The following is a 24830-nucleotide window of genomic DNA, read 5'->3' on the forward strand; positions in this document are numbered from 1 at the left end:
AGCTGAAGAACAACATGATTCCTTAACAGGATCAAATAAAGAACCCAGATTTCATTCTAACAGAAGATCACAAATTTACAATCTGTTTTCATCACATTAAAAAAAGCTTAATATATTTTTCGACATCCTTCGCTTAATCATGGACAGTAATCGATGACTCACATTCCACTGCTTTCTATGTATTCAAAGGATCGAGCTGCCAAATGGCTGTTCAGATCACTTCATGATTCATGACAAATCGAGAGAATATCTCACTTTTGACGTTGAGGCATTCTCTCGATCTACATGGCCTGCTGATCATTTGTTTAATGGGCAAATCTGTAAGCAGGGAACAACATTCCCGAACTCATCGTGCAATGAGCGCTCGCCGCTTCGTAAAGTCAACGTTTTTATAATAAGTATTTTTAACGAGTACATTCGGACCCAGGCATTTCACTGCGGGGCAATGGCAGTTCAGCGATTTAGCCAGTGGTGTGGTCAGCCAATGCTGATAAGCTTCTTCCAAGGTCGTCGACTTTATATTGCCAAGTGCTGGTGCATCACCAAAATCTGTTACAATGATGTTTCCATCAAAAATATTAACATTCAGCCTTGAACGTCCATCCGGGTCATTTCGGACGGTAACATTTTTTTCATGATACAGACGCTCAAGGAGGGCCAGATCCTTTTCATTCTTATTACACGGATAAAAAGGCAGCGTACCAAATAACATCCATACCTCCTGATTGCGGCAGTCAAGCAGCCGATGAATGCCATTGCGTATCTCATCGAGTGAAGCTACTTGAAGGCTGCTTGCAAAATCACTCGGATACATCGGATGAATCTCATGACGCTGGCAGCCCATTTCAACCACTTGTTTATGAATACGTTCAAGATGCGGCAACGTACGTTTATTGATCATTGTCTCCGCCGACACAATAACACCGCGTGCGGTTAATTCCCGGGCATTTTCAATCATTCGTTGAAAAAACAAACGTTGAGTTTCGATTTTCGGTTTTTTATCCATTACAGCAAATCCTATATTTGAATAATCTTCAAAACTTCCATAGTTAAATGAAATATGAAGAACATCAAGATACGGAATAATCAATTCATAACGGGCAAGATCAAGCGTTAAATTAGAATTAATCTGCGTTCTCAGCCCTCGCTCATGCGCATATTTTAAAATGGGCACGACATACTCTTTCACCGACTTTATAGAAAGCATCGGCTCACCACCGGTAATACTTAAAGCATGCAGATGCTTCGCCTCATCCAAACGTTTGAAAATTAAATCAAGAGGCAAAGCATTCGGGTCATGCTTCTGCAAAGTATAACCGACCGCACAATGTTCACATCTCATATTGCAAAGAGTTGTCGTCGTAAACTCCACATTTGTCAGCGCTAAATGTCCATAATGCTCCATATCAAAATAGGCTTCCCAAGGATCATTTTCAGGGCTGATCGGTGTCTTGCTTAAATGTTCTATCAATATCATGCAACTCTCATCCCTTCAAAATTAAATAGGCAATACACATACTATATCATAATGAAGGGATTTTTCACGATTCTGTCACATTTCCCATGCAGATAAGTTCATGTTATCTATGCTGTCTGCACATTTTTTAAATTTTTACTGATATAATCTCTTGTTTCATTGATTCCGCTGCCTTCAATGACAATCAAACATTCTTCATCATGGGAGAACAGAATAAATGACAGCAGTTCGGACAGCCGATGAACTTTTTGCGCTTCATTTTTTCCATAGACATAAATGTTTTGATTCCATTGCGAGCAGAATCCATAAAAATCAATAAATTTATTCAGCTTCAGAGTCGTTGGGTTAAATTTGAAAGAAATGATGTTTGGCATAGCAGCAGGCACTCCCTTTCAGAAAATTTGATACTTCTATTGTCACACACTTCATGCAAATTCTGAACGGGGTTTTTTTGTCGACTAAGCACTAGTTTAGATGAAGTATTTCACAAAAAATTGTTTGACAATGATCAGAACGATGTAAATTTGAATTTTCAGAGAGGATGCCAAGCATTGATCTTGCCCGCAAAAAAACCGGAATTCACTTAGAAAATGAAAAGCCGGTTCATATCTGCCTTTTCCGAAACCGTCTGTCAATAGAAAAGGCCCACAATGACAAGGAGAATAAACATGACAACGATCAGAATAAACACATTGCATCCTCCTCTATTTTTCTATAGCATATGCAACCGAGCTGGTCTGTGAGTTGGCAAGTACACAAATTTCAACAAATTCTTTTCTTCTGGCAAATCGTTTTTGCACATTCCTTAATCATAGCTGACCAATAGAAAAAATCGATGCTTAGTAAAATTGAGGGCAATAAAATTTTGCAAAATTAGAAAACTTGGCTTTGCCAAAGCTGCCGCCGCACTTATATTATAATCTGCTGAATTTTAAACTTTCTTATAGTATTAGAAAAACCGGGCATAGCCCGATCCACAATCTCCAGCCACATGTCATGGGTTCGTGTCTTTACAGTGTTGAATCGGCGCTTCAGTTGCTCGCTTGCCGCGGGCGATCCGGAAGCCTTCGCGGGCAGGCCAATTTCTGCGGGATCTTCCCAGGCTCGATGATCAACAGGAACGCTCCGCAGACGCCAGCGCTCCTCCGCTTTGATTCTCGGTAAGACACTGGTCTATTGGTTTTCATCTGGGGCAAAATCCTATACTTTCTTTACCTGCAAAAAAGGTATGGGCATTTAAGCGCCCATACCTTCATCATTATTATATTCTGTTTTGCATCAATCAAGAATTCTGCGAACAACACCGGCAAATTTTGATTTCCAGTATGGGTTGCTCATACTTACAACGGCGACACCCGTACTGCTTTGTGAACCAATAAAACGTCCACCGCCAAGGTAGATACCAACATGGCCATTTGTTTTATATGTATTAAAGAACACGAGATCGCCAGGCCGTGCTTCACTAAAACTAACCGCACGCCCCTGACTCACAAGTGCGCCCGTACTGCGACCGACACCAATACCGTTTGCAGCAAATGCAGCATGCACAAAGCCTGAGCAATCGAACTGACCTGTAGCAGGATTGGATGCACCAAATACATAAGTAGAATGACCGATAAATCTGTTCCCGTAATTCAAAATACCTGAAATACCGCCTGAAGATACAGAAGCAGACAGGCTGACAGCCTGAGACCGAGAACCTGAACCGGTTGCTGAACCCTTGGAATTTGAACTTCCGGAACTTGAAGTGCTTTCCGAATTACTGTTAGCTCCCGATGATGACACGCTGAATGAAACATTTTTTACGGAAGCACGTTTCAAATCTTCTGCCGCATTTGCCAGCGAAGTCAGCTGATCGGATACACTGGCCTGTTTACGGTCCAGCGCACTGACCGCAATTTTTTTCTGATCCTGCAATGCATTGACTTCAGCCAGGGTTTTCTTCAGTTTCTCAAGCCGTGCAACATTTGCGGCCTGTTTCTTTTGAACACTTGCCTTTTTTTCTTTTACTGCTTTTTGATCATTTTTCTGATCCGTAATAATTTTTTGGTCTTGATTTGTAATTGTTGTCAATGCAAAAGTACGATCAATGAAATCACCAAAGTTTTTAGAACCGAGCAGGACATCTAAATAATTTACCGATCCGCCATTCTTATAAATGGAGACAAGCCGATCTTTAAGCAACGACTTACGTTCTTCAATACGCTTATTGATGGTTTCAATTTCGGCCTTCAGTGCATTGATTCTATCATTCGTTTTATTAATTTCTGCCTGTCCATTACTGATTTCAGTAGTCAATTTCAATTGTTTTTTATTCATTGCATCAAGTTCACTTTGAAGTGCTTTCTTCTGTACTGCCAGCTTACCACTCAATGATTTTTGTTCCGCAGTTTTTGAATTGATTTCACTTAAAGAAGGTGAAGCGTATGTAACAGATGGCGCAATCGATGTGTATGTCAGTCCGAACGTCAGTGCCAGTGTAACGGTCGCTTTTTTCTTACTCATTTTCATGGTCAGCCTGGTTCCTCCCCAAAACATTTAAACTCTTTTTTTACCGTACATTTTTTATCTATTCTCTAATTCTCACATTATCGACTTTTTCATTATAGCACCGCAAACTTTGCAACAGATATTAAGCTTGTATGTCGCAATGAAATATATTTGTAACAATATGGCGATATCGCGTGAATAAACACGTCTTTCTTTGTAATCTTTTTGTAATTTAATGAAATTTTTTAGATAATTTATAAATTCATTTCTTTTATGAAGGAATAGGACAATTCGTTGGCATCATACATTGGCTGAGTAGATAAGAACAGATGGAGGTGGATCATTTTGTTTCTTGTACTTGGATCCATTTTGATGATTGCTGTACTGATTAATCAACTCAGGGAAAAACCTCTGACCGGACGCCTCTACAGGCAGCCAATTGCACTTTTGCTTTGCGCAGGTTGTGCACTCTCAACAATGCTTCCTCTCCCTATGATTGATTGGATGATGTTATCGGTGATATTCATTTTCTCATTTGCTCTTGGCCTGATTCAGGGACGTTTCACCTCACTTCTCAACCGTGACGGTGCCTGGTTTCTGGCTGGATCAATCATGTCAGTCTTCATTTGGTCCTTATCTGTTCCCACGCGAATGGTCCTGCGCACCCTATCAATCCATTATCTGTCTATGACCCCCTCACTCAATGGATCTTCGAGTTTCATTGTCTATCTTCTATTCATTTCAGGATTTTTGTTTGGAAGATACAGCATGCTGATGGTACGCTATCCTTTTTTGCTGAAAAACATGGGGAAAAACGAACGAAAGTTGAGACGTCTGCGTGTTCGATAAATAGAGGTACTTTGATTCTTCTCTGTTCCATGAATCCGTTTTTTGTACTTGGCACATCCAACGCATACGTGAAAAAATATTTTCTTCCTATAATATGGTCAAAAAACGAACATGACAGGCTTGCAATCTCTGGTCATAATTTGTTGATTTATGTCTATCGTGTTATATCATCATTGCGGCTGCTCCTTGGGGAGCACACCCTTGCTTTAATGATCGGCCATGGATTGTTTGGTTTATTGGATATGGAGCAAAATCATACACTTTATTTGCTCTGTAGAAAATAAATTTTCTGATGGACAGGCCCAACGATCCCTTTCATTCTAAATCGTAGTAAACAATGCATACTTTTCTTGACTTTTGCTTAAAAAGACTTAGAATTATTAAGGCTTAAGTGTCTTTTTTTTTACACATTTTTAACAAACCGTTCATTTATCGATATGATATAGCTTAGAATTATGATGAGAAAAATGAAACATTCTCAGATTATCCTCATTTGACCGATTCTTGCAGACTTCAGGAGGTTGAATACTGTGAAACGTTTAGTTACCACGGGAAAACAGATGATGGCAACAAAATATACATTGTTCTTTCTTACTGTTTTATTATTTTGGCTGAAAACATATCTGGTTTACATCACTCAGTTCAGCCTTGGCGTCAATGACAAAATGCAGCAGTTCCTGCTCTTCATTAATCCGATCAGTTCATCGCTCTTGTTTTTGGGGATTGCGATTATTTTTAAAGGTCGGCTTCAGCAATGGCTGCTTATCATCATTAATTTTATTTTATCGTTCTGGCTGTATGCAAATGTTGTATACTATCGGTTTTTCAGTGACTTCATTACTTTATCTACAATGACACAATCAACAGGTAATGCCGGCGATTTAGGTGGAAGCGTTGTTTCATTAATGTACGCATACGACTTTTTATTTTTCACTGATACTCTCATTATTCTGCTGCTTGTGCTTTTTAAAATTGTACGTCCGTCAGCCGAGCGGTGGAATATTCGTTCCATTTTTACCGTGTTTGTTTCCGCCATTATGGTTTTCATCGTCAATCTCAGTTTAGCGGAAACGGATCGCCCGGAGCTTTTAAGCCGGACCTTTGACCGAAATTACATTGTCAAATATTTGGGTGCTTATAATTTCGCCATATACGATGCGATCCAGAGTGCGCGCTCCAATGCACAGCGGGCAATGGCGGACAGCAGTGATATTAATGAAATCCAGAATTTCACAAAATCAAATTACGCTGAGCCGAATCCAAGTTATTATGCAAAAGGAAAAGGCATGAATGTCATTTATGTGTCTCTTGAATCACTGCAAAGCTTTATCATCAATTATAAAATGCCTGATGGGACCGAGGTCACCCCTTTCCTTAATAAGCTTGCTGCTGGTGCGGACGACACCACCTATTTTAAAAATTTCTTTCATCAAACCGGATCCGGAAAAACATCCGATGCTGAATTTATGATGGAAAATTCACTTTTCCCGCTTTCTCAAGGTCCGGTTTTTCAAATGAAAGGATTCAATACCTATCAGGCTGCACCCGCAATGATGAATCAGCGCGGTTATGAGACAGCCGCTTTTCACGGAAACGTTAAATCGTTCTGGAACCGTGATCAGATGTATAAAGCTCTGGGCTATGAGCGTTTCTTCGATTCCAAGTATTACGATATGAGCCAGAAGAACACTAAGAATTATGGAATGAAGGATAAACCGTTTATCAAAGAAACCATGCCTTATCTGACGTCATTGAAGCAGCCTTTCTACAGCAAATTAATTTTGCTTTCCAATCATTTTCCATTTGGCATGGACAAAGAAGATACGACTTTTAAACCCGGTGATTTTGGCGACAGCGTTGTTAATAATTATTTTCAATCTGCGAACTACATGGATCAGGCCATCGAACAATTATTTACAGATCTGAAGAAAGAAGGATTGCTTGATAAATCCATAATCATTATGTACGGTGATCATTACGGCCTCTCCGAAAATCATAATGACGCAATGGCAAAGGTACTGGGTAAGGATCAGATTACGCCGTTTGATAATGCCCAGCTTCAACGTGTACCGTTGTTTATTCACATCCCGAAAATATCCGGTGGAACTGTTTCAACATACGGCGGAGAGGTAGATGTACGCCCAACATTAATGAGCCTGCTGGGTATTGATACGAAAGACTACATTCAGTTCGGTACGGATCTGTTCTCAAAAGAGCATCGTCAGATTATTCCATTCCGTAACGGCGATGTCATTACGAATAAGTATTCGATTGTCGGCGGTGTCGTTTACGATAATGGGACTGGAAAAAAAGTTGATTCATCTCTTGGCAAGCCATATGAGACGCAAGCGAAGAAACTGCTTGACTATTCCGATAAAGTTATTTTCGGTGACCTTCTTCGCTTTTACAAACCAAAAGGATTTGTTCCTCCGGATATCTCAAAAATTAATTACAACACAGATCAGAAGATCCAGCCGGATTCAAATTATGGCGCATCAACCTCAACCGAAAAAGAGGGAAAATGAACAGTACTTGGCATGTAATAAACGTTCAATAATTAATAGAGGCTGTCTCAATGTCACAGTATGACTTTTGAGACAGCTCTTTTTATATTTTTCAGCATTGACTCCTTCGTGAAAACTGATTTTCACATCTATGAAAAATGAATCAACAGTCAAGCGTTACATGGCATATATTTCTGAAAACCTTTTTTCCGTATGGTATCATGCAGTGCGCACGAAAATCGGGTTATCCTTTATTTCTATCAAATGGTTGCATAATAGAAAACAACTTGTCTATGATAGTAGTTAGAAAGAGAGGTTTTTGGTTTGCAGACAGTCAAACGTTTGCTCGTTATGAGTGACATGCACGGACAAATTGATGCATTTAATGCATTGCTTGATAAAGTAAATTTTACAATGGAGGAAGATTTACTTTTTCTTCTGGGTGATTATGTCGATCGAGGACAAGATCCTCGGGCAGTCATTAAAAAAGCACGCGCGCTTGAGAAGCAGGGGGCAATTCCACTTAAGGGCAATCATGAGGACATGATGGAAAAAGCACTTGCCGGGGAGGATACACAGGCTGTACTGCACTGGGCTGCAAATGGAGGAGCGCAAACCCTGTCGAGCTATGGGTTATCCATGAAAAAAGTGTACAATGACATTCAGAACCATGCACTTGAGCTTCCGGAAGATTTGCAGCAAGACTTGCAATGGGTCCAACACTTAAACATTTATGCAGAAACTGAAAACTATTTTTTTGTCCATGCCGGTGTTGATCCGGAAAAACCATTTGACGAAACGGATGAAGAAACATTTTTGTGGATCCGGACCCCTTTTTTTGAAGGTTATCATGGTGACAAAACCGTCATTTTCGGTCATACGCCAACGATGAATCTCCATGAATCCAGCGACGTCTACTTTGGTACCAATAACATTATCGGTATCGATGGTGGATGCGTTTTTGGCGGACAGTTAAACTGTCTGGAGCTGCCTTCAAAAACAGTGTACACAGTATAAAGCTGTAGTTTGTTTTGTCATTGAAAAGCCTTTCATAAATCCGGCGGGATTCATGAAAGGCTTTTACTATTACTTTATTCAATGCTTTTCAGCTGAACGGTTCACTGTCTTTATTGAAAAAATATGCCGCTGTATCCTTAACCTTGTCTACACCATTATTTACGAGCTCTTTTACTGAGAAATCTCTGCGTGTTTCCGCACCTGTTTTTGGTGCAAGGAGCAAGGCAAGTGAGGCCCCGATTGCGCCTCCAATAATACCTCCGATAATCATTTCTTTAAAGCCGACCTCGTCGCATGAACTTTTCTCATTTTTTGAGTACATCTGTGAACCCTCCTTAATACTGATTAATGAAAGAGTGGTGAACATGAGCCAGTGCCTATACTAAGTATACCATGTTGTACCCGGTTGATTGTTCTTCAGCCTTATTTTGTGTGTATCAAGGCCACAGTTATTCAAATACAGAGCCATCAGAATTGAATTAATGTATATTTTTTCTTGCCCCTCCGGATAACCATATACTCATTATCGATTCGATCATTCTGTGTGAGCACTTCGTCCAGATCGTTACGCCTTGATCCGTTCACATAAATAGCGCCGTTTGTAATGTCTTCCCGCGCCTGTCGCTTTGACGGCACAATGCCTGCTTCAACAATCAAATCAATCAATTTGACAGAATCTTTAGAAGATGCCTGATACGTCGGTACATCCTTGAATCCCTGCCTGATCTCCTCACCATTCAGCTGGGAGATATCCCCGCTGAACAGTGCCTGTGAAATATGCTCAGCTTGCTTGAGTGCCGCCTCTCCGTGGACAAGAACGGTCATCTCACGAGCCAGCGTTTTTTGTGCTTTGCGCGCTTCTGGATGGCTCTCGACTTCATTTGCCAAAGCTTCAATTTCACTTTTAGACAAAAATGTAAAATATTTCAAGAAATTAATCACATCATCATCGGATGCGTTATACCAAAATTGATACCACTCATACGGTGTTGTCTTTTCTGAATCAAGCCAGATTGCTCCACCCATTGATTTACCGAATTTTGTTCCATCACTTTTTGTAATTAATGGAAAGGTCAAAGCAAACGCCTGTTCCTCATGCCCACGCTTGCGAATCAGTTCCAATCCTGCGGTAATATTCCCCCATTGATCACTGCCACCCATCTGCATCCTGCAGTTTTTCAGTTCATAGAGATTCAGATAATCGTAAGCCTGCAACAGCATATACGAGAATTCTGTAAATGAAATACCAGCTTCAAGCCTTGTCTGAACAGAATCTTTAGATAACATGTAGTTTAACGTAAAATATTTGCCGACATCACGCAGGAATTCAATTGCGGAAAGTGAATTCAGCCACTCTGCATTATTCACAAAAGTCGCATTCCCCTGATCAAAGTGCAGGAAACGATCCAACTGATTTTTCAGCGATTCAGCGTAGCCTTCGACAACTTCCTTTGTGTTCAACTGACGTTCCGTTGATCGTCCGCTTGGATCGCCGATCATGCCGGTTCCCCCACCAACTAGTGCTATTGGATGATGGCCTGCCTTCTGAAGGCGCATCATGATGACGATCATCAGCAAATTGCCCGCATGCAGGCTGTTTGCAGTCGGATCAAATCCGCAATAGAATGTTATTGGTTTTTTCAGTGCCTCCCGAAGCCCTTCCTCATCGGAAACCTGATTAATTAAACCGCGATACTTTAAATCATCAATGATATCCATAAAATAAGATCCCTTCATAAAATATTGAACGCCGATGTCCGAGCCGGAAAAATAAAAAGCACTCCTGAAAAGGAGCGCTTATCGCACGGTACCATCCTTGTTTAACTGAACAAGTGTCAGTCACTTAATTAACGGTTAACGGCTGCTGCCGTCCTCCGCTACTTGGAAATGTTCACGGAAGATGCTCAAGGAGGTAATTCGCTGCAACGGTGCCTGCAGGCTCGCACCCCCCGCCTGCTCTCTTAAAAGCGTACCGACCGCTACTTAATCCCATCATCACTTGTTACTGTCTTATTGTACCGTTATTTTGCCATTTTTTTTTACTGATGTCAAATTGTTTTAAGTTGTTAAGGAAGACCGGCCTATCCTTACTCATCGATCATGATTCATTGATTGATGCTTTTTGTCTGCATCGCCGCTGCCGCCACCCGCTTGCCGCGGGTGCACCGCGAGCCTCCTCAGGCAAGCTATCTGCGGGATCTTCTTATATGATCAGACCCTGTAAAAAGATGGCCAGAAGTCTATTTGACTTGTGGCCATCTCTTATTCGGTGCGGCTTGTTTATTCAGCTGTCACTCTAATTTCACCGTTTACTTCGTCAACAACCATCTTTTTCGCTCCGTTGTGATCCAGTAAAAGGTCGGAAATTTGATCCTCGACTTTTTCTTCAAGAACCCGGCGCAGCGGCCGAGCACCAAATTCCGGATTATAGCCAAGTTCTGCCAGTTTCTTTTTGGCATTTTCCGTTACTGTAAGCTCAATGTTCTGTTCCGAAGCAGCCAGGCGAATGTCACCAAGCATCAGATCAACAATCGAAATCAGATCATCCTTCTTCAGAGAATTAAATTTGATAATTCCATCCAGACGATTTAAAAATTCCGGCTGGAAGTAATCTTCAAGTTGCTTGATCAAATCCTCTTTGCTGCTGGTCGTTCCAAAACCTACTGATGCAGAGCGATTCTTGATCCCCGCATTGCTCGTCATGATAATCACGGTATCTTTGAAACTTACCGTTCTGCCCTGACTGTCCGTCAAACGGCCATCGTCCAGAATTTGAAGGAAAATGTGCATAACATCAGGATGTGCCTTTTCAATTTCATCCAGCAAAATGATGCTGTATGGTTTGCGGCGCACTTTTTCGGTTAATTGACCGGCCTCATCGTGTCCAACATAGCCTGGAGGCGCACCGATCAGCCGTGACACTGAATGTTTTTCCATATATTCGCTCATATCAAGACGAATCATGGCACTACGGTCACCGAACATCTCTTCAGCCAGTGTTTTCGCCAGCTCCGTTTTACCGACGCCTGTAGGACCGACAAAAAGGAATGAGCCGATCGGTCGTGTGTTTTTTCTGAATCCTGTACGGTTGCGGCGGATCGCCCGTGAGACTTTTTCAACAGCTTCGCTTTGACCGATAACCTTTGCATTCAAGCGATCAGCCAAATTACGCATTTTATTCTGTTCATCTGACTGCAGCTTACGAACAGGTATGCCCGTGCGTGTTTCGACAATCTGCTGAATGAGTTCAGCATTGACCACCGCTTCTTTTCCGGATACCGGCAGTTCAGAACCGTTTGCTTTAATCTTTTCCAGTTGTTCCAATTGTTTCTTATAAGCGTGTTCCTGGTCGCGCAACCGTGCAGCCGTTTCGAACTGCTCATTTTTTGTTGCTTCCGCTTTTGCAGCAGCAATTTCTTCAATTTTCTTTTTAACACTTTCCGTATCAACAGGCGTAAGGTTCAAATTGACTTTCGAGCCGGCTTCATCCATCAGATCAATAGCCTTATCCGGCAGAAAACGATCCTGAATATAGCGGGCGGACAAAGAAACACAAGCTTTAATGGCCTCATCCGTATATTGAACGTGATGATAGTTCTCATATTTTGACTGAATGCCCTTTAAGATCTTGATGGTTTCCTCCTGTGTCGGTTCATTAACGATTACCGGCTGAAAGCGGCGTTCCAGTGCAGCATCCTTCTCAATTTTGCGATATTCGTTCAATGTCGTTGCACCAATAATTTGCAGTTCTCCGCGCGCAAGTGCTGGTTTCAATATGTTGCCTGCGTCCATTGACCCACCTTCTGCCGAACCAGCACCGACAAGCAGATGTACCTCATCGATAAAGACGATGCAGTTCCTTCGTTTTTCCAGTTCCGCCATCAATTGTTTCATACGCTGTTCAAACTGACCTCTGATTCCTGTTCCGGCAACCAGAGAAGAGACGTCAATAAGATAAATTTCTTTATTGGCAAGTTTCGCCGGTACTTTGCCTTCAACAATTTTCAGTGCAAGCCCTTCGGCAATCGCCGTTTTACCGACGCCTGGTTCACCGATCAATACTGGATTGTTTTTATTTCTACGGTTCAGTGTTTCGATAACAAGCTGAACTTCTTTGTCCCGGCCAATAACAGGGTCAATTTTCCCCTGTCGCGCAGCTTCGGTTAGATTCCGGCCGATTTGTTCCAGAAGACCATTACGGTGATTCCGTCCTCCACCGGTTGTTTTGCCATTCATTCCGTCAAAATGCATGCCGTTTTCCTGCGCCTTATTCTCGCTGGCGGCCATTGATGGCTGAATGAGACTTCGAAACAAATCATCAAATGGAGATCCGCTGTTTTGAAAAAAAGAAGGCATTCCGAAATTATTTTTCATTTTTGAATAGCACTCCTCACACAAGTGAAGATGTCTTTGCTGACCATTAATCATAACGTTCATTTCTATGACTGCTTGATTTAACTTACATTCATCACACAGCATAAGATCAAACCTCCTTCATATTGATTTGATCATTAGATCCATGTTTATTTGACCTTATTTGACCTTATGCTCTTATTATAGTCTGACCTTTTTTGACTTTCAAGTATTAAGCAAAAAAAATTTGCAAAGCCGCGACTTTGCAAACAAAAGCAGATACACTGTACATTATTTTACAATCATGACCGGACATTTTGCGAGATGGAGCACTTTATTGCTGACACTGCCTAGAATGACTTGTCCAAATGCGCCCATGCCGCGGTTTCCCATCACAATTAGATCTTTTTTCGTGTCATTGGCATAATCGCAGATTTCTTGAGCAGCGATCCCATAGAGATGCTTTTTTCGGAACGTCACTGATGCATTTGGAGATACCTTCCGGATGATGTCCTCCAGCATTTGATTTCCTTCTTTTTCTTCAATTTGCTTGACATCTGCATCCAGTGACGGACCAACCATGGAATAAAAAGGGAAATAGACAGGAGAAGGACTCACGTAAATTAATGTGATCTCAGCATCTTTTTTTCCTGAAGCAATGGATACTGCCTCCTGAACCGCACGGAAAGCCGGTTCCGAACCATCAACAGGAACGAGAATTCGATACATATTCACCACCAACCTTCCCAAACTCATGAACTTCATTACACTTATACTATACCACTTTTTGGCTCAATGTAAGCGCATATTTTCTGAATTTATCGTACTATAATCCCCCTTTTCCCTCGCTCGGGTAAAAGGAATACGGCAATTATTTAAAAACGGTTTTAACTGCTTTCTCAGAGGAACGCCCGCTTTCAAGCGAACAGAATTTCTGGAAGAAGGCATCAAAACGGTCAGATACGCGAAAATTGGAAGCCGCAATCTGCTCAGCGGCCTCAATAACCTGCTCTGTTGTCAGCACAATTGGACCGGGCGCTTTCTTTTCAAAATCAAAGTAAAAACCACGCAGATGATCACGGTAATCTTCAATATCGTAGGTAAAGAAAATCATCGGCCGCCTCAAGTTCGCATAGTCGAAAAATACTGATGAATAATCCGTAATGAGAAGATCAGCAATCAGGTACAGTTCACTGATATCTTCATAATGAGAGACATCGTAGGCAAAGCCTTCAAACTCAGACAGATCCAATTGATCGGCAATCAGATAATGCATACGCAAAATAATCACAAATTCACAGCCAAGCTTCTGCCTCATTTGTGCTAAGTCAAGCGCCAGATCAAACCGATAGCGGCCTTTTTCGTAAAATTGATTGTCCCGCCACGTCGGTGCGTACAAAATCACTTTTTTGTCTTTTGGCAAACCGATACGTTCCTTAATCAAGTCAATGGTTTCCTGATTGTTTTGCTGATACAGAAAATCATTTCGAGGATAACCGGACTCGATCATTGTATTTTCAAAACCGAATGCGCGGGCAAAGATTTCTGAAGAATAGGCATTTGGTGAGATCAAATAATCCCAACGTGCCGTTTCTGCGAGAAAATTATGTTTGTACTTTTCAGCATTTGTTCCGGGCATATGCACTTCTTCCATATCAAGCGCTAGTCGCTTTAAGGGTGTCCCATGCCAGGTCTGCAGATATACCGTATGCTTTGGCTTTGACATCCATAATGGGAGACGTACATTGGTAACCCAGTAATTTGCACGTGTCATCAGCATCAGCCATTTCAGTGAAAAGCGTTTGACATAAGGCACTCTGTGCCGCTCAAACAACTCCGTGCACTTGGCATTCGCACTCCAGACAAGCTGGTACTCCGGGCAGTGGTCGCGCATATACTCGTAGATTGCACGCGGATTGCAGCTGTACTGACGCCCGAAGAAGCTCTCAAACATGACAAGATTTCTTTTCACTGGAAGATGAGCCATCACTTTAAATGTGCGATGATAAATCCCGATGAATAACCTGCTTTTTCCCAAAATTTTTATGCCATGCTTTATTTTCCTTTTAATTTCTTTTTTTAAAGCTTCAACCACGTCTCGAGAAGACAGGCGATTCACAGACCATTTATATTTATGGCGTAGAACTTTGTACCCTTTTTCTGTCATCTTAGAATCCGCACCAGTCGCTCGGGACTTTCCATTCGCCATCCCACTGATTTGATTTTTTCCCGCATTTTCGCCTCAGTATGCTTACTGATCATTTCCCCTGCTCCTTCTATATGTAGTAGGATCTGTTTTTAAGATTATTCGTTGTCTCTTTTTGTCTTTCAATCGCTACCTGATTAAAAAGAATTATTCATTCAGAACATTAATCAGATAATCAGCCACTCTGTTACTTGATTGTCCCGTTGAGTAGCAATTCCATTTATTTGAAAAGCTTTCAATTCGGTTCAGATCGAATTGGTTGTCCTCAATGCACCGAATTACTTCCTGGGTGGACACGGCAACCGGACCAGGTACCATTTCTTTGTATTTTCCCCACAGTCCCCTGTTTTTTTCATAAGAAGCCAAATCGTATGGAAAGAAAATCATCGGCCGTTTTAACAAGGCAAACTCGAAAGGGATTGATGAATAATCTGTAATCAGCAGGTCAACGTTTAACAAAAGTTTATTCACATCCGTCCACCCAGAACCATCGAACACAAAATTCGAGTTAAAAACCGCTTTGTCAAGAGTTCTTTGATCAGCAGGATGAAGCCTCAGGATGAGCACGTATTCATCCGATAAAGCGTCTTCCATCTGTTTAAGATCTATTCCTGATCCCATTTGGTCATTTGGCTGATCACGAAAAGTCGGCGCATATAAAATGACCTTTTTCCCGTTCCATAGCTGTTGCTTTTTTTGACTGATTTTTTTCTGCAGCTTCTGATCAAAAAAAAGATCGGTTCTTGGAATTCCCAAATGAACAAAACGGGTTTCATCTAAACCGAATGAGTGCATAAAAATCGTTTGCATTGCATCGGAACCGACAACAATTTTATCAAAGTGCCGATAAACAGCAATGAAGCGTTTGCGTGCACGGTTGGTTCTGAACTTAACTGAATGATCCATCAGGCCAAATGTCTTAAATGCACCGCATGCATGCCAGAGCTGAATGCACTGTACACCTTTTTTAAAAGAAGCCACGGACAGAAAAGCGAAATAATTATCGATCACAACCAGCTTTGCTGTTGCCAAATGATATGCAGCACATGCAAGCAGGAAAGGATTTGCAGATTCAACAGGGAGCACATGCTCGCCCAGCTGCACAAAATGGTCAGTCGCTCCTCGCCCTCTGCACAAAAAGACAAACGTACACGAAAACTGCCTGCGTCTCATTTCTTCCAGAATACAATGTATGTTCTCCGGATAAGAGCAGACAAATACGATTTTTTTTTGCAATGCAAAGCATTTGCAAAGCACAAAAAAAGCCTTAAAAAAGAGAAGATAAAGATCAATAAAAAATTCCTTAATCATTTTTCACGGTAAATAAATCATGTTTGATTTTTGTAGTTGAAATACCGACCGTACGCGGCAGATAAACGACTTCGCAATAATCTTTAAGAAAATCGAATTTTCCCTTCCAATCATCGCCCATAACGAAAACATCAACATGATTATTCTTCACATCTGCAATTTTCTGATCCCAATCTTTTTCCGGTATTACTTCGTCGACATACCGAATGGCTTCAAGGATCAGCTTTCGGTTTTCGTAGCTGTGATAAGCTTCTTTATGTTTGACCGCGTTGAATTCATCCGTTGACAGTCCGACAATCAGATAGTCGCCAAGTTCTTTGGCGCGGCGGAGCAAATTGATATGCCCGTAATGCAGCAGATCAAAGGTTCCGTATGTTAAAACTTTTTTCATTTTAAACCGCTCTCCTGTAAGATAATCATGAATCATTGATTCGACCCACGAGCTATTTATTTTCCTGTGATCTATTGTTAAGAAACAATGCGTCAAGTACCCATACCTTTTATCATTCTTTCTGGCGGGGCACCTATGAATACAAAAATTCTACATTCAGCACCTTAACTTGTCAATGAAGGCAGCACATTCAAATCCGAAACACCCAAAGTTTGCTCAGCAGGAAATTAACGGTCATGCCAATCAGCGTGCTGAACAGTTTATTTACATATAACGGAAGAAAAAGCAACAGATGCATGGAGATAAGCGTTATCCCCAATACTGCTACATTCAGCAAAACAAATCGAATGATTCGCGTAAATGATCCCGTTGATCCGGAAAATGTGATTTTTGAATTCCACAGATAGCTGTTCAGCATTCCGGAACTGTATGACAGAACCTGAGCGGGTGCATAGTACAGATAAAGAAAATGTGTCAGCAAAAAGAAAACAATAAAATCAACGGCAGTGTTGCTGACTCCGATGAGGCCGAAAGAAATGGCCTGTCTCATCCAATTTCCCTTTCTTACTGCAGGTTCCGTCAATTGATCCATAATTTTTTCTTTGCTTTGAGTGCCCATAAGACGTAATCCTTTTCATTATTTTTTCTGATCAGCTGTATGCGTCTCAATACTGTATCTTGGCCGTTTTTTTGTTTCTGTAAATATTTTGCCAATGTACTCACCAATCACACCGATCGCCATCAGCTGCATACCGCCGACAATCCAAATGGATAGTATCAGTGATGTCCAGCCACTGATTGTATTGCCCAGCAACCAGCTGACCAAGGCGTAGACAGCAATTCCGATCCCCGCAATAACAATCATAAATCCACAGCCCATCACGACTTTAATCGGCGCAACACTGAATGAAGTAATCCCGTCTGCTGCAAAAGCAATCATTTTTTTCAATGGATATTTCGATTCTCCGGCGAATCGTCTCTGGCGGTCATAATATACCACTGTTGTCCTGAAGCCAAGCAGAGGGATAATACCGCGGATGAACAGATTACTTTCCTGATAGCGCATCAATTCCTGTACCGCTCTTTGGCTGATCAGACGATAATCTGCATGGTCAGGGATAAGCCGAACCCCCATTTTACCCATCAACTTATAAAAAGCGGAGGCTGTATGCTTTTTGAAAAATGTATCCATGTCGCGCCGCTTTCTCACACCATAGACAATATCAAAGCCCTCATGGTACTTGTCTACGAACACATCCATAAGCCGAACATCATCCTGCAGATCCGCGTCAATGGTAATGACACAGTCTGCCACATCACTCACCGTTTCAATCCCCGCGATCAGTGCATTCTGATGTCCAAAATTTCTGCTCAGCTTCACGCCCCGGATGATTGAACTGGTCACAGCCTGTTCAGCAATCAGCTGCCACGTCCGATCCGCACTGCCATCATCAACCAGAAGAATGAAACTGCGGTCGCTGATCTTTCCAGACTGAATTAACGACTTCAAACGGTTAATCAGTACTTTCATCGTCTCCGGAAGTACAGCAGCTTCATTGTAGCAGGGAACGACGATGCTGAGCAATGTTTCGCTGCTCATAGCCCTCAGCCCAGCTTTCTCAAAAAATGTATAAGAAATTATACCTCGTTGTCACTCATTTAACGGTAAAATGAAATTCTTTTTACATTGGGCAGCGATTTTTGGGCAGGATAAACCATTCTGGCGAAAGAATATGAATTCTGCGGTCATCCTAATCATTTTTGTCCACTCTGGTTTATCAGCAGGATTTAAAAAGAGCTTTTACTTTCCTGAGTGCCCGTTCTGCCATTATTCAACTGCCGTTAATGCATCAATCGCAAAACAGGACCAGCTTTCCATACGATCAAACACAGCTGTATTTTTTAACTCGCTTAACGTCTTCCAGCTTCCTTCAAGTTTATCTTTTTCGCGGACCGTTACTTCTGCGTTGCTTGGGAGACTTAATACGGTCAAAATGCCGATATGAACTTTGCCCACCTCTGTATTGTCATCGTTAATTAATCCGATGGTCTCAATAGCTGCCTGTTCTCCGTGCTCTATTCTTAACTCTTCATTTATTTCCCGCTCTAAATTCAGAGCAAGCACCTTATGAAAATCATTTGCATCACTTATTTTGTTCATATGTCCACCGACACCGATAGATAATTTTCCATGCAGCCGCTTCTCTCCTCCGCCACCTAATCGCTGATAAGTAAAATAACGGTCACCCTGTTTCAGCACAGCATAAGGGATTGGCTGTTTGTATTCTGTGTTCTCTTCTGCATCACCGCGGCGCATAATTAAGTATGAGTCCGCCATTTTTCTAATGATTTGATTGACCCTTGCCCTGGATCGCTCTGTACCCTGAAAAGCCGAAGGCATTTCTTTATCGCCGAACAGATCCGCTTTTTTAACAACAATAATTGGTTCGTCCATTTTCCCCATAATCAATCGTTCCTCCATCATTATAAGCCTCTTTCAATAATCGAGTGAACCAGTGCCCGTTGTCAAGCGAATTTTAGAAAAACCGGTCTTTAATCTTCAATCATGAGTCGGTTGCTCTGTTCCTTTTGCTTGTGTCATCGTCGCGAGCGCGCTGCAGGATCCCGCTTTAACGCTTAAACATGATATGGGGAGAATCGGTGCTTTCTTTACCCCTGTTAAAAAGATGGGGTGGATTTTCGGATTTTCCGGAGGATAGATACGTGGCAAGGATTGGGCGTTTAATTCATCGCCAAATGCCTTCAGCTTTCATAGAATATCATATCTCGAGATAAAGGAGTGACTTGAATGGGCAACTTTGGTTTCGGCGGCTATCCGTCTAATGCTCCATACGGTGGCGCAAGTGAAGGATGCGGCGGCTATCCATCATATCCGGTAGGCGGTTATTCCTGCGGCAACAGTTTTGCGCTGATTGTCGTATTGTTCATCCTGTTAATTATTGTTGGCGCTGCCTTCGTCTGCTGATGAATTGATACTGAAATACCCGGCTGACCTGCCGGGTATTTTTCTATATATTATTGAGTTTTGATGATGCGGCAATCATTCATATATTTGTGTATAATAAGTATAGTGTTCAATTTTAATTTGGAGGTGACGCCTGAGTATGGTTAACCATGCTCAGGGATCATTTGGACGATACTATTGGTATATTAATGGTCATTCTGTTAATTTTTTTAACTGCTTTTTTTGTTGCGGCCGAGTTTGCAATTGTTAAAATCCGCGCCACACGTTTGGATGAATTGATTAAGCAGGGAAACAAACGTGCTTCAGCCTCAAAGAAAATCGTAGACGACTTAAATGCCTATCTTTCAACAACGCAGCTGGGTATATCTGTCACAGCACTTGTTCTTGGATGGATTGGTGAACCTGCGGTTGCCCACCTCTTTAATCCTGTTTTTCAATGGTTTGGTTTAAATGATGCAATGATTCACACATTTGCGGTGCTTACCGGATTTTTCTTTATTACATTTGCCAGTGTAGTGCTTGGTGAATTAGCACCAAAAGCCATCGCCATTCATAAAGCCGAACAGATTACCTTATACATCGCCTACCCGCTCATCTGGATTCATCGACTGCTTTTCCCGTTTGTATGGCTGCTAAATACAATGTCAAATGGTGTTGTCCGCCTTTTAGGAATCAAAGATAACGGCCATCATGATACCGCTCTGACTGAAGGCGAACTGCGGCTGACACTTGCCGACAGTTATAAAAGCGGCGAAATTAGCCAGGGCGAGCTGCGCTATATGACACGTATTTTTGATTTTGACGAACGGACAGCACGCGAAATCATGGTTCCGCGTACGGAAATTGTCTGCATTTATAAAGAAGATCCGTTTGAAGAGTCACTTCAAACATTGCATAATGAAAAATTCACGCGTTTCCCGATTGTCGAAGAAGATAAAGACCATGTTGTGGGTATGATTAATATTAAAGACATGTTCAACGATGTTCTTAATAAAGATCTCCAGCCGATGGAGCACTACATCCGGCCGATCCTTTCGGTCCTTGAAACAATGCCGATTCGCATGCTTCTGGAACGCATGCAGAAAGAAAGTATCCATATGGCAATATTAACTGATGAATACGGTGGTACATCCGGTCTGGTGACGGTAGAAGACATTTTGGAAGAAATTGTTGGAGAAATCCGTGATGAATACGATGAGCGTGAAGAACCGCTTATCCGGCGCATCAGCCCGGATCAGGCACTGGTGGACGGGAAACTGCTGATTTCGCATGTGAACAGACAGTTTCAGATTGATATTGAAGAAGAAGGCGTTGACACAATCGGGGGCTGGATACTGGCCGAAGAACCGAATGTCACCGTAGGTTCAACTCTGAACTATGATCATGTTGCCTTTGAAGTGAAAGAAATGGACGCACATCAAGTCAGAAAGATTATGATTACCAAAGTGAAAACACTAACGAACAATTCCTGACACAAATCATATTTTAAGCAATGTAGCTTCTCTGGAAGCACAGACTGAAATGAAAGAAAGAAGCGGCACATGAATCCGCTTCTTTTTTGTCTCTGAAGTATATAAATTTTAAGGAAAATCGTATAAGTGCGACAGCGGCTTTGCCATCGCCAGATGCTGGCAAAGCTTCATCGGATTCACTGAAACCAATCATAAACTTATATGCCACTTATTTACTTTCGGTTTTCATCACAGTCCTTAATGCATGAGGGACATCCATATCATAAAGACGGCGATACCTTTGTGAATGGGCAATCAGTTCATCGTGGCTCCCCTGAAGCGAGATACGGCCGTTTTCCATAAAAATGATCTGATCCATTTTTTCAGTCCCGGTTAAATGATGAGTGATCCAAATCAGCGTACGACCCTTCAGCGTTTCGAAAATCTTGTTTAGCAAATCGCGTTCAATGATCGGATCAAGTCCTACCGTAGGTTCATCCAAAATAACAATCGGCGTCTGACGTAAAAGGATACGTGCCAAGGCGATTCGCTGACGCTCACCACCTGAGAAGATGGAGCCCGCTTCATGCATCTGAGTGTGATAACCGTCTGGTAGCTGTTCAATCAACGAGGTAAGCCCTACTGCATGCACGGCGTGCACGATTTCATCTTGTGCCGCCTCCTGACTGCCCAATGAAAGATTATTCAGCACAGAAGTGTCAAATAAATGCGGATTCTGGCTTAAGACCGAAATCATGTCCGCTCTTGATGTGCCCACTTTCCAAGAGGGCACCCCATTTAACGTTACAGTCCCTTCGTTTGGAAAAAGCGTTCCATAAATCAGTTGGGCGAGTGTCGTTTTTCCCGCACCACTTCGACCGATAATCGCCAGCTTTGACCCTTGAGGAATATTCAGTGACAGATCGTGGACAGCCCAGTGCTCGGATTGTTCATATCTGAAAGAGACATTTGCAAGCTTAATATGAATAACCGGCCCGCAATGCCCCTTGTCCTCGCGAAATCCTTCAATCCTTCCAGGCGGATTCATCCGTCTATTGATCGTTGGATCATTCAGCTCATCTAAACGTCTCAATGACTGATCATATTGCGGTATCCGTTCGACGGCTTCTGAAACCGAAACAAAGGGCTCTGAGACCGTGAATACGACAAGTGTAAACGCAGCGATCAGTGTCGGATTCATCACACCAGCATCCGAAAGGCTGCCCGCCCAGATTACTACTGCCATGACGCAGATACCAATCAATATCTGAGCCGCGAAATCCCGGCGCTTTCTGAAAACATGCAAAGCACGTTCCATCATCCTTGATTTTTTTTCAAGCTGCTTGTACTGCTCAAGAAATCGCTGCTGGCGGCCTGACATCATCCAGTCCGCTGAGCCAAAAACAGCATCTGTCAGCTGCCCGTACAGTTGCTGGCGGGTTGTCGAAATTTGCTGATATTTCTTGCTCATTAACCGTAGCGAAAAAACCGGGAAAACGGCAATAAGAAGCAGAAGATACAGGGCCATCAACAACGCAAAAGGCCAGTCAAAAAGACCGATGGCACCGATCCACAGCCCATAAATAATCAATGCAGTGACACAAGGCAGTATTGTGCGCAAAAAAAGATCCTGAAGATGTTCTATATCATCTGAAAGTATGCTCAGAAGATTGCCGATTTTAAAAGTCGATTGAATTTTCATGGCCGACGGTTCAAGCTTTCCATAGAGATGTGCCCGCATTTCGGAAAGAATTTTCAAAATGGTGTTATGGCTGGCCAGACGGCCGGCATAATTAAAAACGGCCCGAAACGTACCAAAAGCGCGGACGCCGACTATCGGTACATAAATCATAAGAATGTTTTCCGGGCGCAGAGCTGCTTTGGAAATCAAGTAACCGGATGTAAACAGCAGTCCCGCAGCACAGAGCATAGCCGCCAGGCTGACTAGTGCGGAAAACAGCAGTCCGCGCCAATGTTTTTTTAATGAAGGGCGCAGCCATTCGCTCATTCAATCCCCTCCAATTGTGCCTGAATCATCGCGCGGTAAGCACCGTTCATGTGAATCAGTTTCTCCTGACTGCCTGATTCCACGAGTTTTCCATTCTGAATAACAAGAATCCTGTCCATTTCCTCCATCCAATGAAGGCGGTGTGTCGCAAACAGTACCAGTTTATTTTTAAACAGAGAAAGCATTGTCTTTTTTAATTCATATTCTGTCTCAATATCAAGATGTGCCGTCGGTTCGTCCAGCAGCAGAACAGGGCGTTGGCAAAGAAAAGCTCTCGCAAGTGCCACACGCTGTTCCTGACCTCCGCTCATTTGCCTTCCGCCGTTTCCTATGCATTCATCCAGCCCGTGAGGAAGGCTGCTGACAAAGCGAGCTAAACCGGATGCTGCAATCGCCTGATTAATCTCTTCTTCAGATGCCTCCGGTTGATAAAATGCAACGTTATCACGAAGCGAAGCACTGAAAATATACGGATGCTGCGGAATATAAGTTACTTGCTGCCGCCACTCGCGTGAAGAAAACGTGATTCGCGTTCCGTTAATGAACACCTGACCCGCCTCCGCATCAATAAATCCGCCGATAAAATCAATCAGGGTTGACTTTCCCGCACCGCTTGGCCCAATGATGCCAATTTTTTCAAATCCAGAAAAATGTACATTCAAATTTTTTATGGCAGCTTTCTGCGCACCCCTGTAAACAATTGAACTGTCTTCAATGGTGAGCAGACTTTTCTCATGCCAGCGTCCCATGTTGTGCCCGCTGACATGCTCAGGATCACCTGGTTCTTTCATTTTCACATAAGCATTGAGTTTCTGTGCTGCCTCTTTTCCGTCAAGCGTTGCATGATAGTCCTGGCCAAGTTCACGTACGGGAAGAAAATATTCAGGTGCCAGAATCAACACCGTTAATGCTGGCTCAAGCATAATATGACCATCAATTAAGCGAATGCCGAGCGCAACGGCCACGAAGGCAATGGACAGCATCGTAAAAAAATCAAGTGCGAAAGATGACAAAAAAGCAAGCTTCAAAGTGTTCATGGTCATCACTCTGTATTTATCACTGACGCGATTAATTGTTTGCTGATGACGTCTGCTTATGCCCAGATAGTAAAGCGTAGGTAGCCCTCTTAGTGAATCAATAAAATGGTTGGACAATACCCGATAAGAAGCCCAACGATCATCCATTTTCTTTTGGGCAGCAAAACCAAGCAGAATCATGAAAAGAATCAGCACCGGCATTGTCACCAGCATAATGATGCCGGACATCGGATCTTTCCAGAATACATAAAGCAAAATCAGCACGGGGACAATGCCGTTCGCAGCCATTTTGGGAATGAACAATTCAAGATAACTGCGCGTCTGGCTTACACCCTCAAGAGCAAGTGACACGAGCGAACCGGTGCCCTCTTTTTTTAACGCTTTGGATCCGATTTCAAAAAGCTTTTCAATAAATGCTTCTCTTAAGTCAGAACTTGTCCGATCCGCAAAATGATAACAATTGCTTTTAATGACATAGGCAGTGAAATGTCTGGCCAGGAGGGCAGTGAAAAAAAAGAGCAGATCGGAGCTCACGCTCACAATCTGTTTTCCGGAAAAAAGACCGGCAACCGTCCGACCTAAAAATAAGGCTTGCAGAATAATACACACCCCTTGCACAAATGTTAGCAGTGCAACGAATGCAAAAAGCAATTTAGCCCCTTTGTACGATAACAGGTCACGGTCCATATTTCGGCTTGGCGACAACGACGACTTTATTGCCGTGCGCAGGCCAAGCACTCACATCCTTTC

The 24830-nt window shown here is 42.4% G+C and carries 19 protein-coding genes, 2 pseudogenes and 1 other annotated feature; of the genes and pseudogenes, 5 read left to right on the forward strand and 16 right to left on the reverse strand.

The features are described from left to right. Window positions 1-346 precede the first annotated feature (346 nt). The 4 genes and pseudogenes from yfkAB to M3N64_RS03430 all read right to left on the reverse strand — a co-directional run bounded on the left by yfkAB (window position 347) and on the right by M3N64_RS03430 (window position 3982). A complete protein-coding gene (gene yfkAB / locus M3N64_RS03415) occupies window positions 347-1477 on the reverse strand; it encodes a radical SAM/CxCxxxxC motif protein YfkAB (protein WP_249097917.1) in 1131 nt (376 codons plus the stop codon). Between the two features lie 107 nt (window positions 1478-1584). After that, window positions 1585-1851 (reverse strand): hypothetical protein, encoded by a 267-nt coding sequence (locus M3N64_RS03420; protein ID WP_249097920.1) that lies wholly within the window; start codon window positions 1849-1851, stop codon window positions 1585-1587. Between the two features lie 257 nt (window positions 1852-2108). After that, window positions 2109-2177, reverse strand: a pseudogene (locus M3N64_RS03425) (YjcZ family sporulation protein); the annotation flags it as partial. 578 nt (window positions 2178-2755) lie between these two features. Beyond that, entirely contained in the window at window positions 2756-3982 is a 1227-nt protein-coding gene (locus M3N64_RS03430; protein ID WP_249097922.1) for a coiled-coil domain-containing protein, read from the reverse strand. A 330-nt stretch (window positions 3983-4312) separates the two neighbouring features. On the opposite strand from M3N64_RS03430, the gene M3N64_RS03435 reads away from it, so the two are divergent. From M3N64_RS03435 to M3N64_RS03445, 3 genes are all read left to right on the forward strand, one after another. Continuing rightward, window positions 4313-4816: a hypothetical protein gene (locus M3N64_RS03435; RefSeq protein ID WP_249097925.1), complete on the forward strand. Its 504-nt coding sequence runs from the start codon at window positions 4313-4315 to the stop codon at window positions 4814-4816. Window positions 4817-5376: 560 nt separating this feature from the next. Then, window positions 5377-7341 carry a lipoteichoic acid synthase gene (gene ltaS, locus M3N64_RS03440; protein WP_249098561.1) on the forward strand — a complete coding sequence of 655 codons (1965 nt, stop codon included), beginning with the start codon at window positions 5377-5379 and terminating at the stop codon, window positions 7339-7341. A gap of 330 nt (window positions 7342-7671) precedes the next feature. Then, window positions 7672-8337 carry a metallophosphoesterase family protein gene (locus tag M3N64_RS03445; protein ID WP_249098565.1) on the forward strand — a complete coding sequence of 222 codons (666 nt, stop codon included), beginning with the start codon at window positions 7672-7674 and terminating at the stop codon, window positions 8335-8337. Between the two features lie 88 nt (window positions 8338-8425). Here M3N64_RS03445 and M3N64_RS03450 read toward each other — a convergent pair whose 3' ends face one another. From M3N64_RS03450 to M3N64_RS03495, 10 genes and pseudogenes are all read right to left on the reverse strand, one after another. Continuing rightward, window positions 8426-8659: a YtxH domain-containing protein gene (locus M3N64_RS03450; RefSeq protein WP_249097956.1), complete on the reverse strand. Its 234-nt coding sequence runs from the start codon at window positions 8657-8659 to the stop codon at window positions 8426-8428. Between the two features lie 146 nt (window positions 8660-8805). Beyond that, window positions 8806-10056, reverse strand: coding sequence for a tyrosine--tRNA ligase (gene tyrS / locus M3N64_RS03455; protein ID WP_249097974.1), 1251 nt, complete (start codon window positions 10054-10056; stop codon window positions 8806-8808). A 67-nt stretch (window positions 10057-10123) separates the two neighbouring features. Then, window positions 10124-10342 (reverse strand) — a binding site (T-box leader). A gap of 275 nt (window positions 10343-10617) precedes the next feature. Further along, the gene (locus M3N64_RS03460; protein WP_249097977.1) at window positions 10618-12816 is read right to left on the reverse strand and encodes an ATP-dependent Clp protease ATP-binding subunit; all 2199 of its coding nucleotides are present in this window, start codon (window positions 12814-12816) and stop codon (window positions 10618-10620) included. Window positions 12817-12981: 165 nt separating this feature from the next. Beyond that, a complete protein-coding gene (locus tag M3N64_RS03465) occupies window positions 12982-13419 on the reverse strand; it encodes a universal stress protein (RefSeq protein WP_249098568.1) in 438 nt (145 codons plus the stop codon). 142 nt (window positions 13420-13561) lie between these two features. Continuing rightward, window positions 13562-14770: pseudogene (locus M3N64_RS03470) on the reverse strand (CDP-glycerol glycerophosphotransferase family protein); the annotation flags it as partial. 273 nt (window positions 14771-15043) lie between these two features. Beyond that, a complete protein-coding gene (locus tag M3N64_RS03475; protein WP_249098007.1) occupies window positions 15044-16207 on the reverse strand; it encodes a CDP-glycerol glycerophosphotransferase family protein in 1164 nt (387 codons plus the stop codon). Next, the gene (gene tagD / locus M3N64_RS03480) at window positions 16200-16598 is read right to left on the reverse strand and encodes a glycerol-3-phosphate cytidylyltransferase (protein WP_249098009.1); all 399 of its coding nucleotides are present in this window, start codon (window positions 16596-16598) and stop codon (window positions 16200-16202) included. Before tagD ends, M3N64_RS03475 begins: the two co-directional genes overlap by 8 nt. Window positions 16599-16788: 190 nt before the next feature. Then, window positions 16789-17217: a GtrA family protein gene (locus M3N64_RS03485; RefSeq protein ID WP_249098025.1), complete on the reverse strand. Its 429-nt coding sequence runs from the start codon at window positions 17215-17217 to the stop codon at window positions 16789-16791. 18 nt (window positions 17218-17235) lie between these two features. After that, entirely contained in the window at window positions 17236-18198 is a 963-nt protein-coding gene (locus M3N64_RS03490; protein WP_249098042.1) for a glycosyltransferase family 2 protein, read from the reverse strand. Between the two features lie 228 nt (window positions 18199-18426). Next, window positions 18427-19062, reverse strand: a complete 636-nt coding sequence (locus M3N64_RS03495) for a hypothetical protein (RefSeq protein ID WP_249098570.1) — start codon at window positions 19060-19062, stop codon at window positions 18427-18429. 345 nt (window positions 19063-19407) lie between these two features. Between M3N64_RS03495 and M3N64_RS03500 the strand changes: the two genes are divergently transcribed. Both M3N64_RS03500 and M3N64_RS03505 read left to right on the forward strand, forming a co-directional pair. Then, entirely contained in the window at window positions 19408-19584 is a 177-nt protein-coding gene (locus M3N64_RS03500; protein ID WP_249098057.1) for a YjcZ family sporulation protein, read from the forward strand. 149 nt (window positions 19585-19733) lie between these two features. Further along, window positions 19734-21056 carry a hemolysin family protein gene (locus M3N64_RS03505; protein WP_249098061.1) on the forward strand — a complete coding sequence of 441 codons (1323 nt, stop codon included), beginning with the start codon at window positions 19734-19736 and terminating at the stop codon, window positions 21054-21056. 208 nt (window positions 21057-21264) lie between these two features. Here M3N64_RS03505 and cydC read toward each other — a convergent pair whose 3' ends face one another. Both cydC and cydD read right to left on the reverse strand, forming a co-directional pair. Next, window positions 21265-23043: a thiol reductant ABC exporter subunit CydC gene (gene cydC / locus M3N64_RS03510; RefSeq protein WP_249098078.1), complete on the reverse strand. Its 1779-nt coding sequence runs from the start codon at window positions 23041-23043 to the stop codon at window positions 21265-21267. Continuing rightward, complete coding sequence (gene cydD / locus M3N64_RS03515; protein ID WP_249098573.1) at window positions 23040-24767, reverse strand: thiol reductant ABC exporter subunit CydD; 1728 nt, start codon at window positions 24765-24767, stop codon at window positions 23040-23042. Before cydD ends, cydC begins: the two co-directional genes overlap by 4 nt. Between the last annotated feature and the right edge of the window lie 63 nt (window positions 24768-24830).

The sequence above is a fragment of the Sporolactobacillus mangiferae genome (assembly GCF_023336505.1).
In the GTDB taxonomy this organism is placed as follows: Bacteria; Bacillota; Bacilli; order Bacillales; family Sporolactobacillaceae; genus Sporolactobacillus; species Sporolactobacillus mangiferae.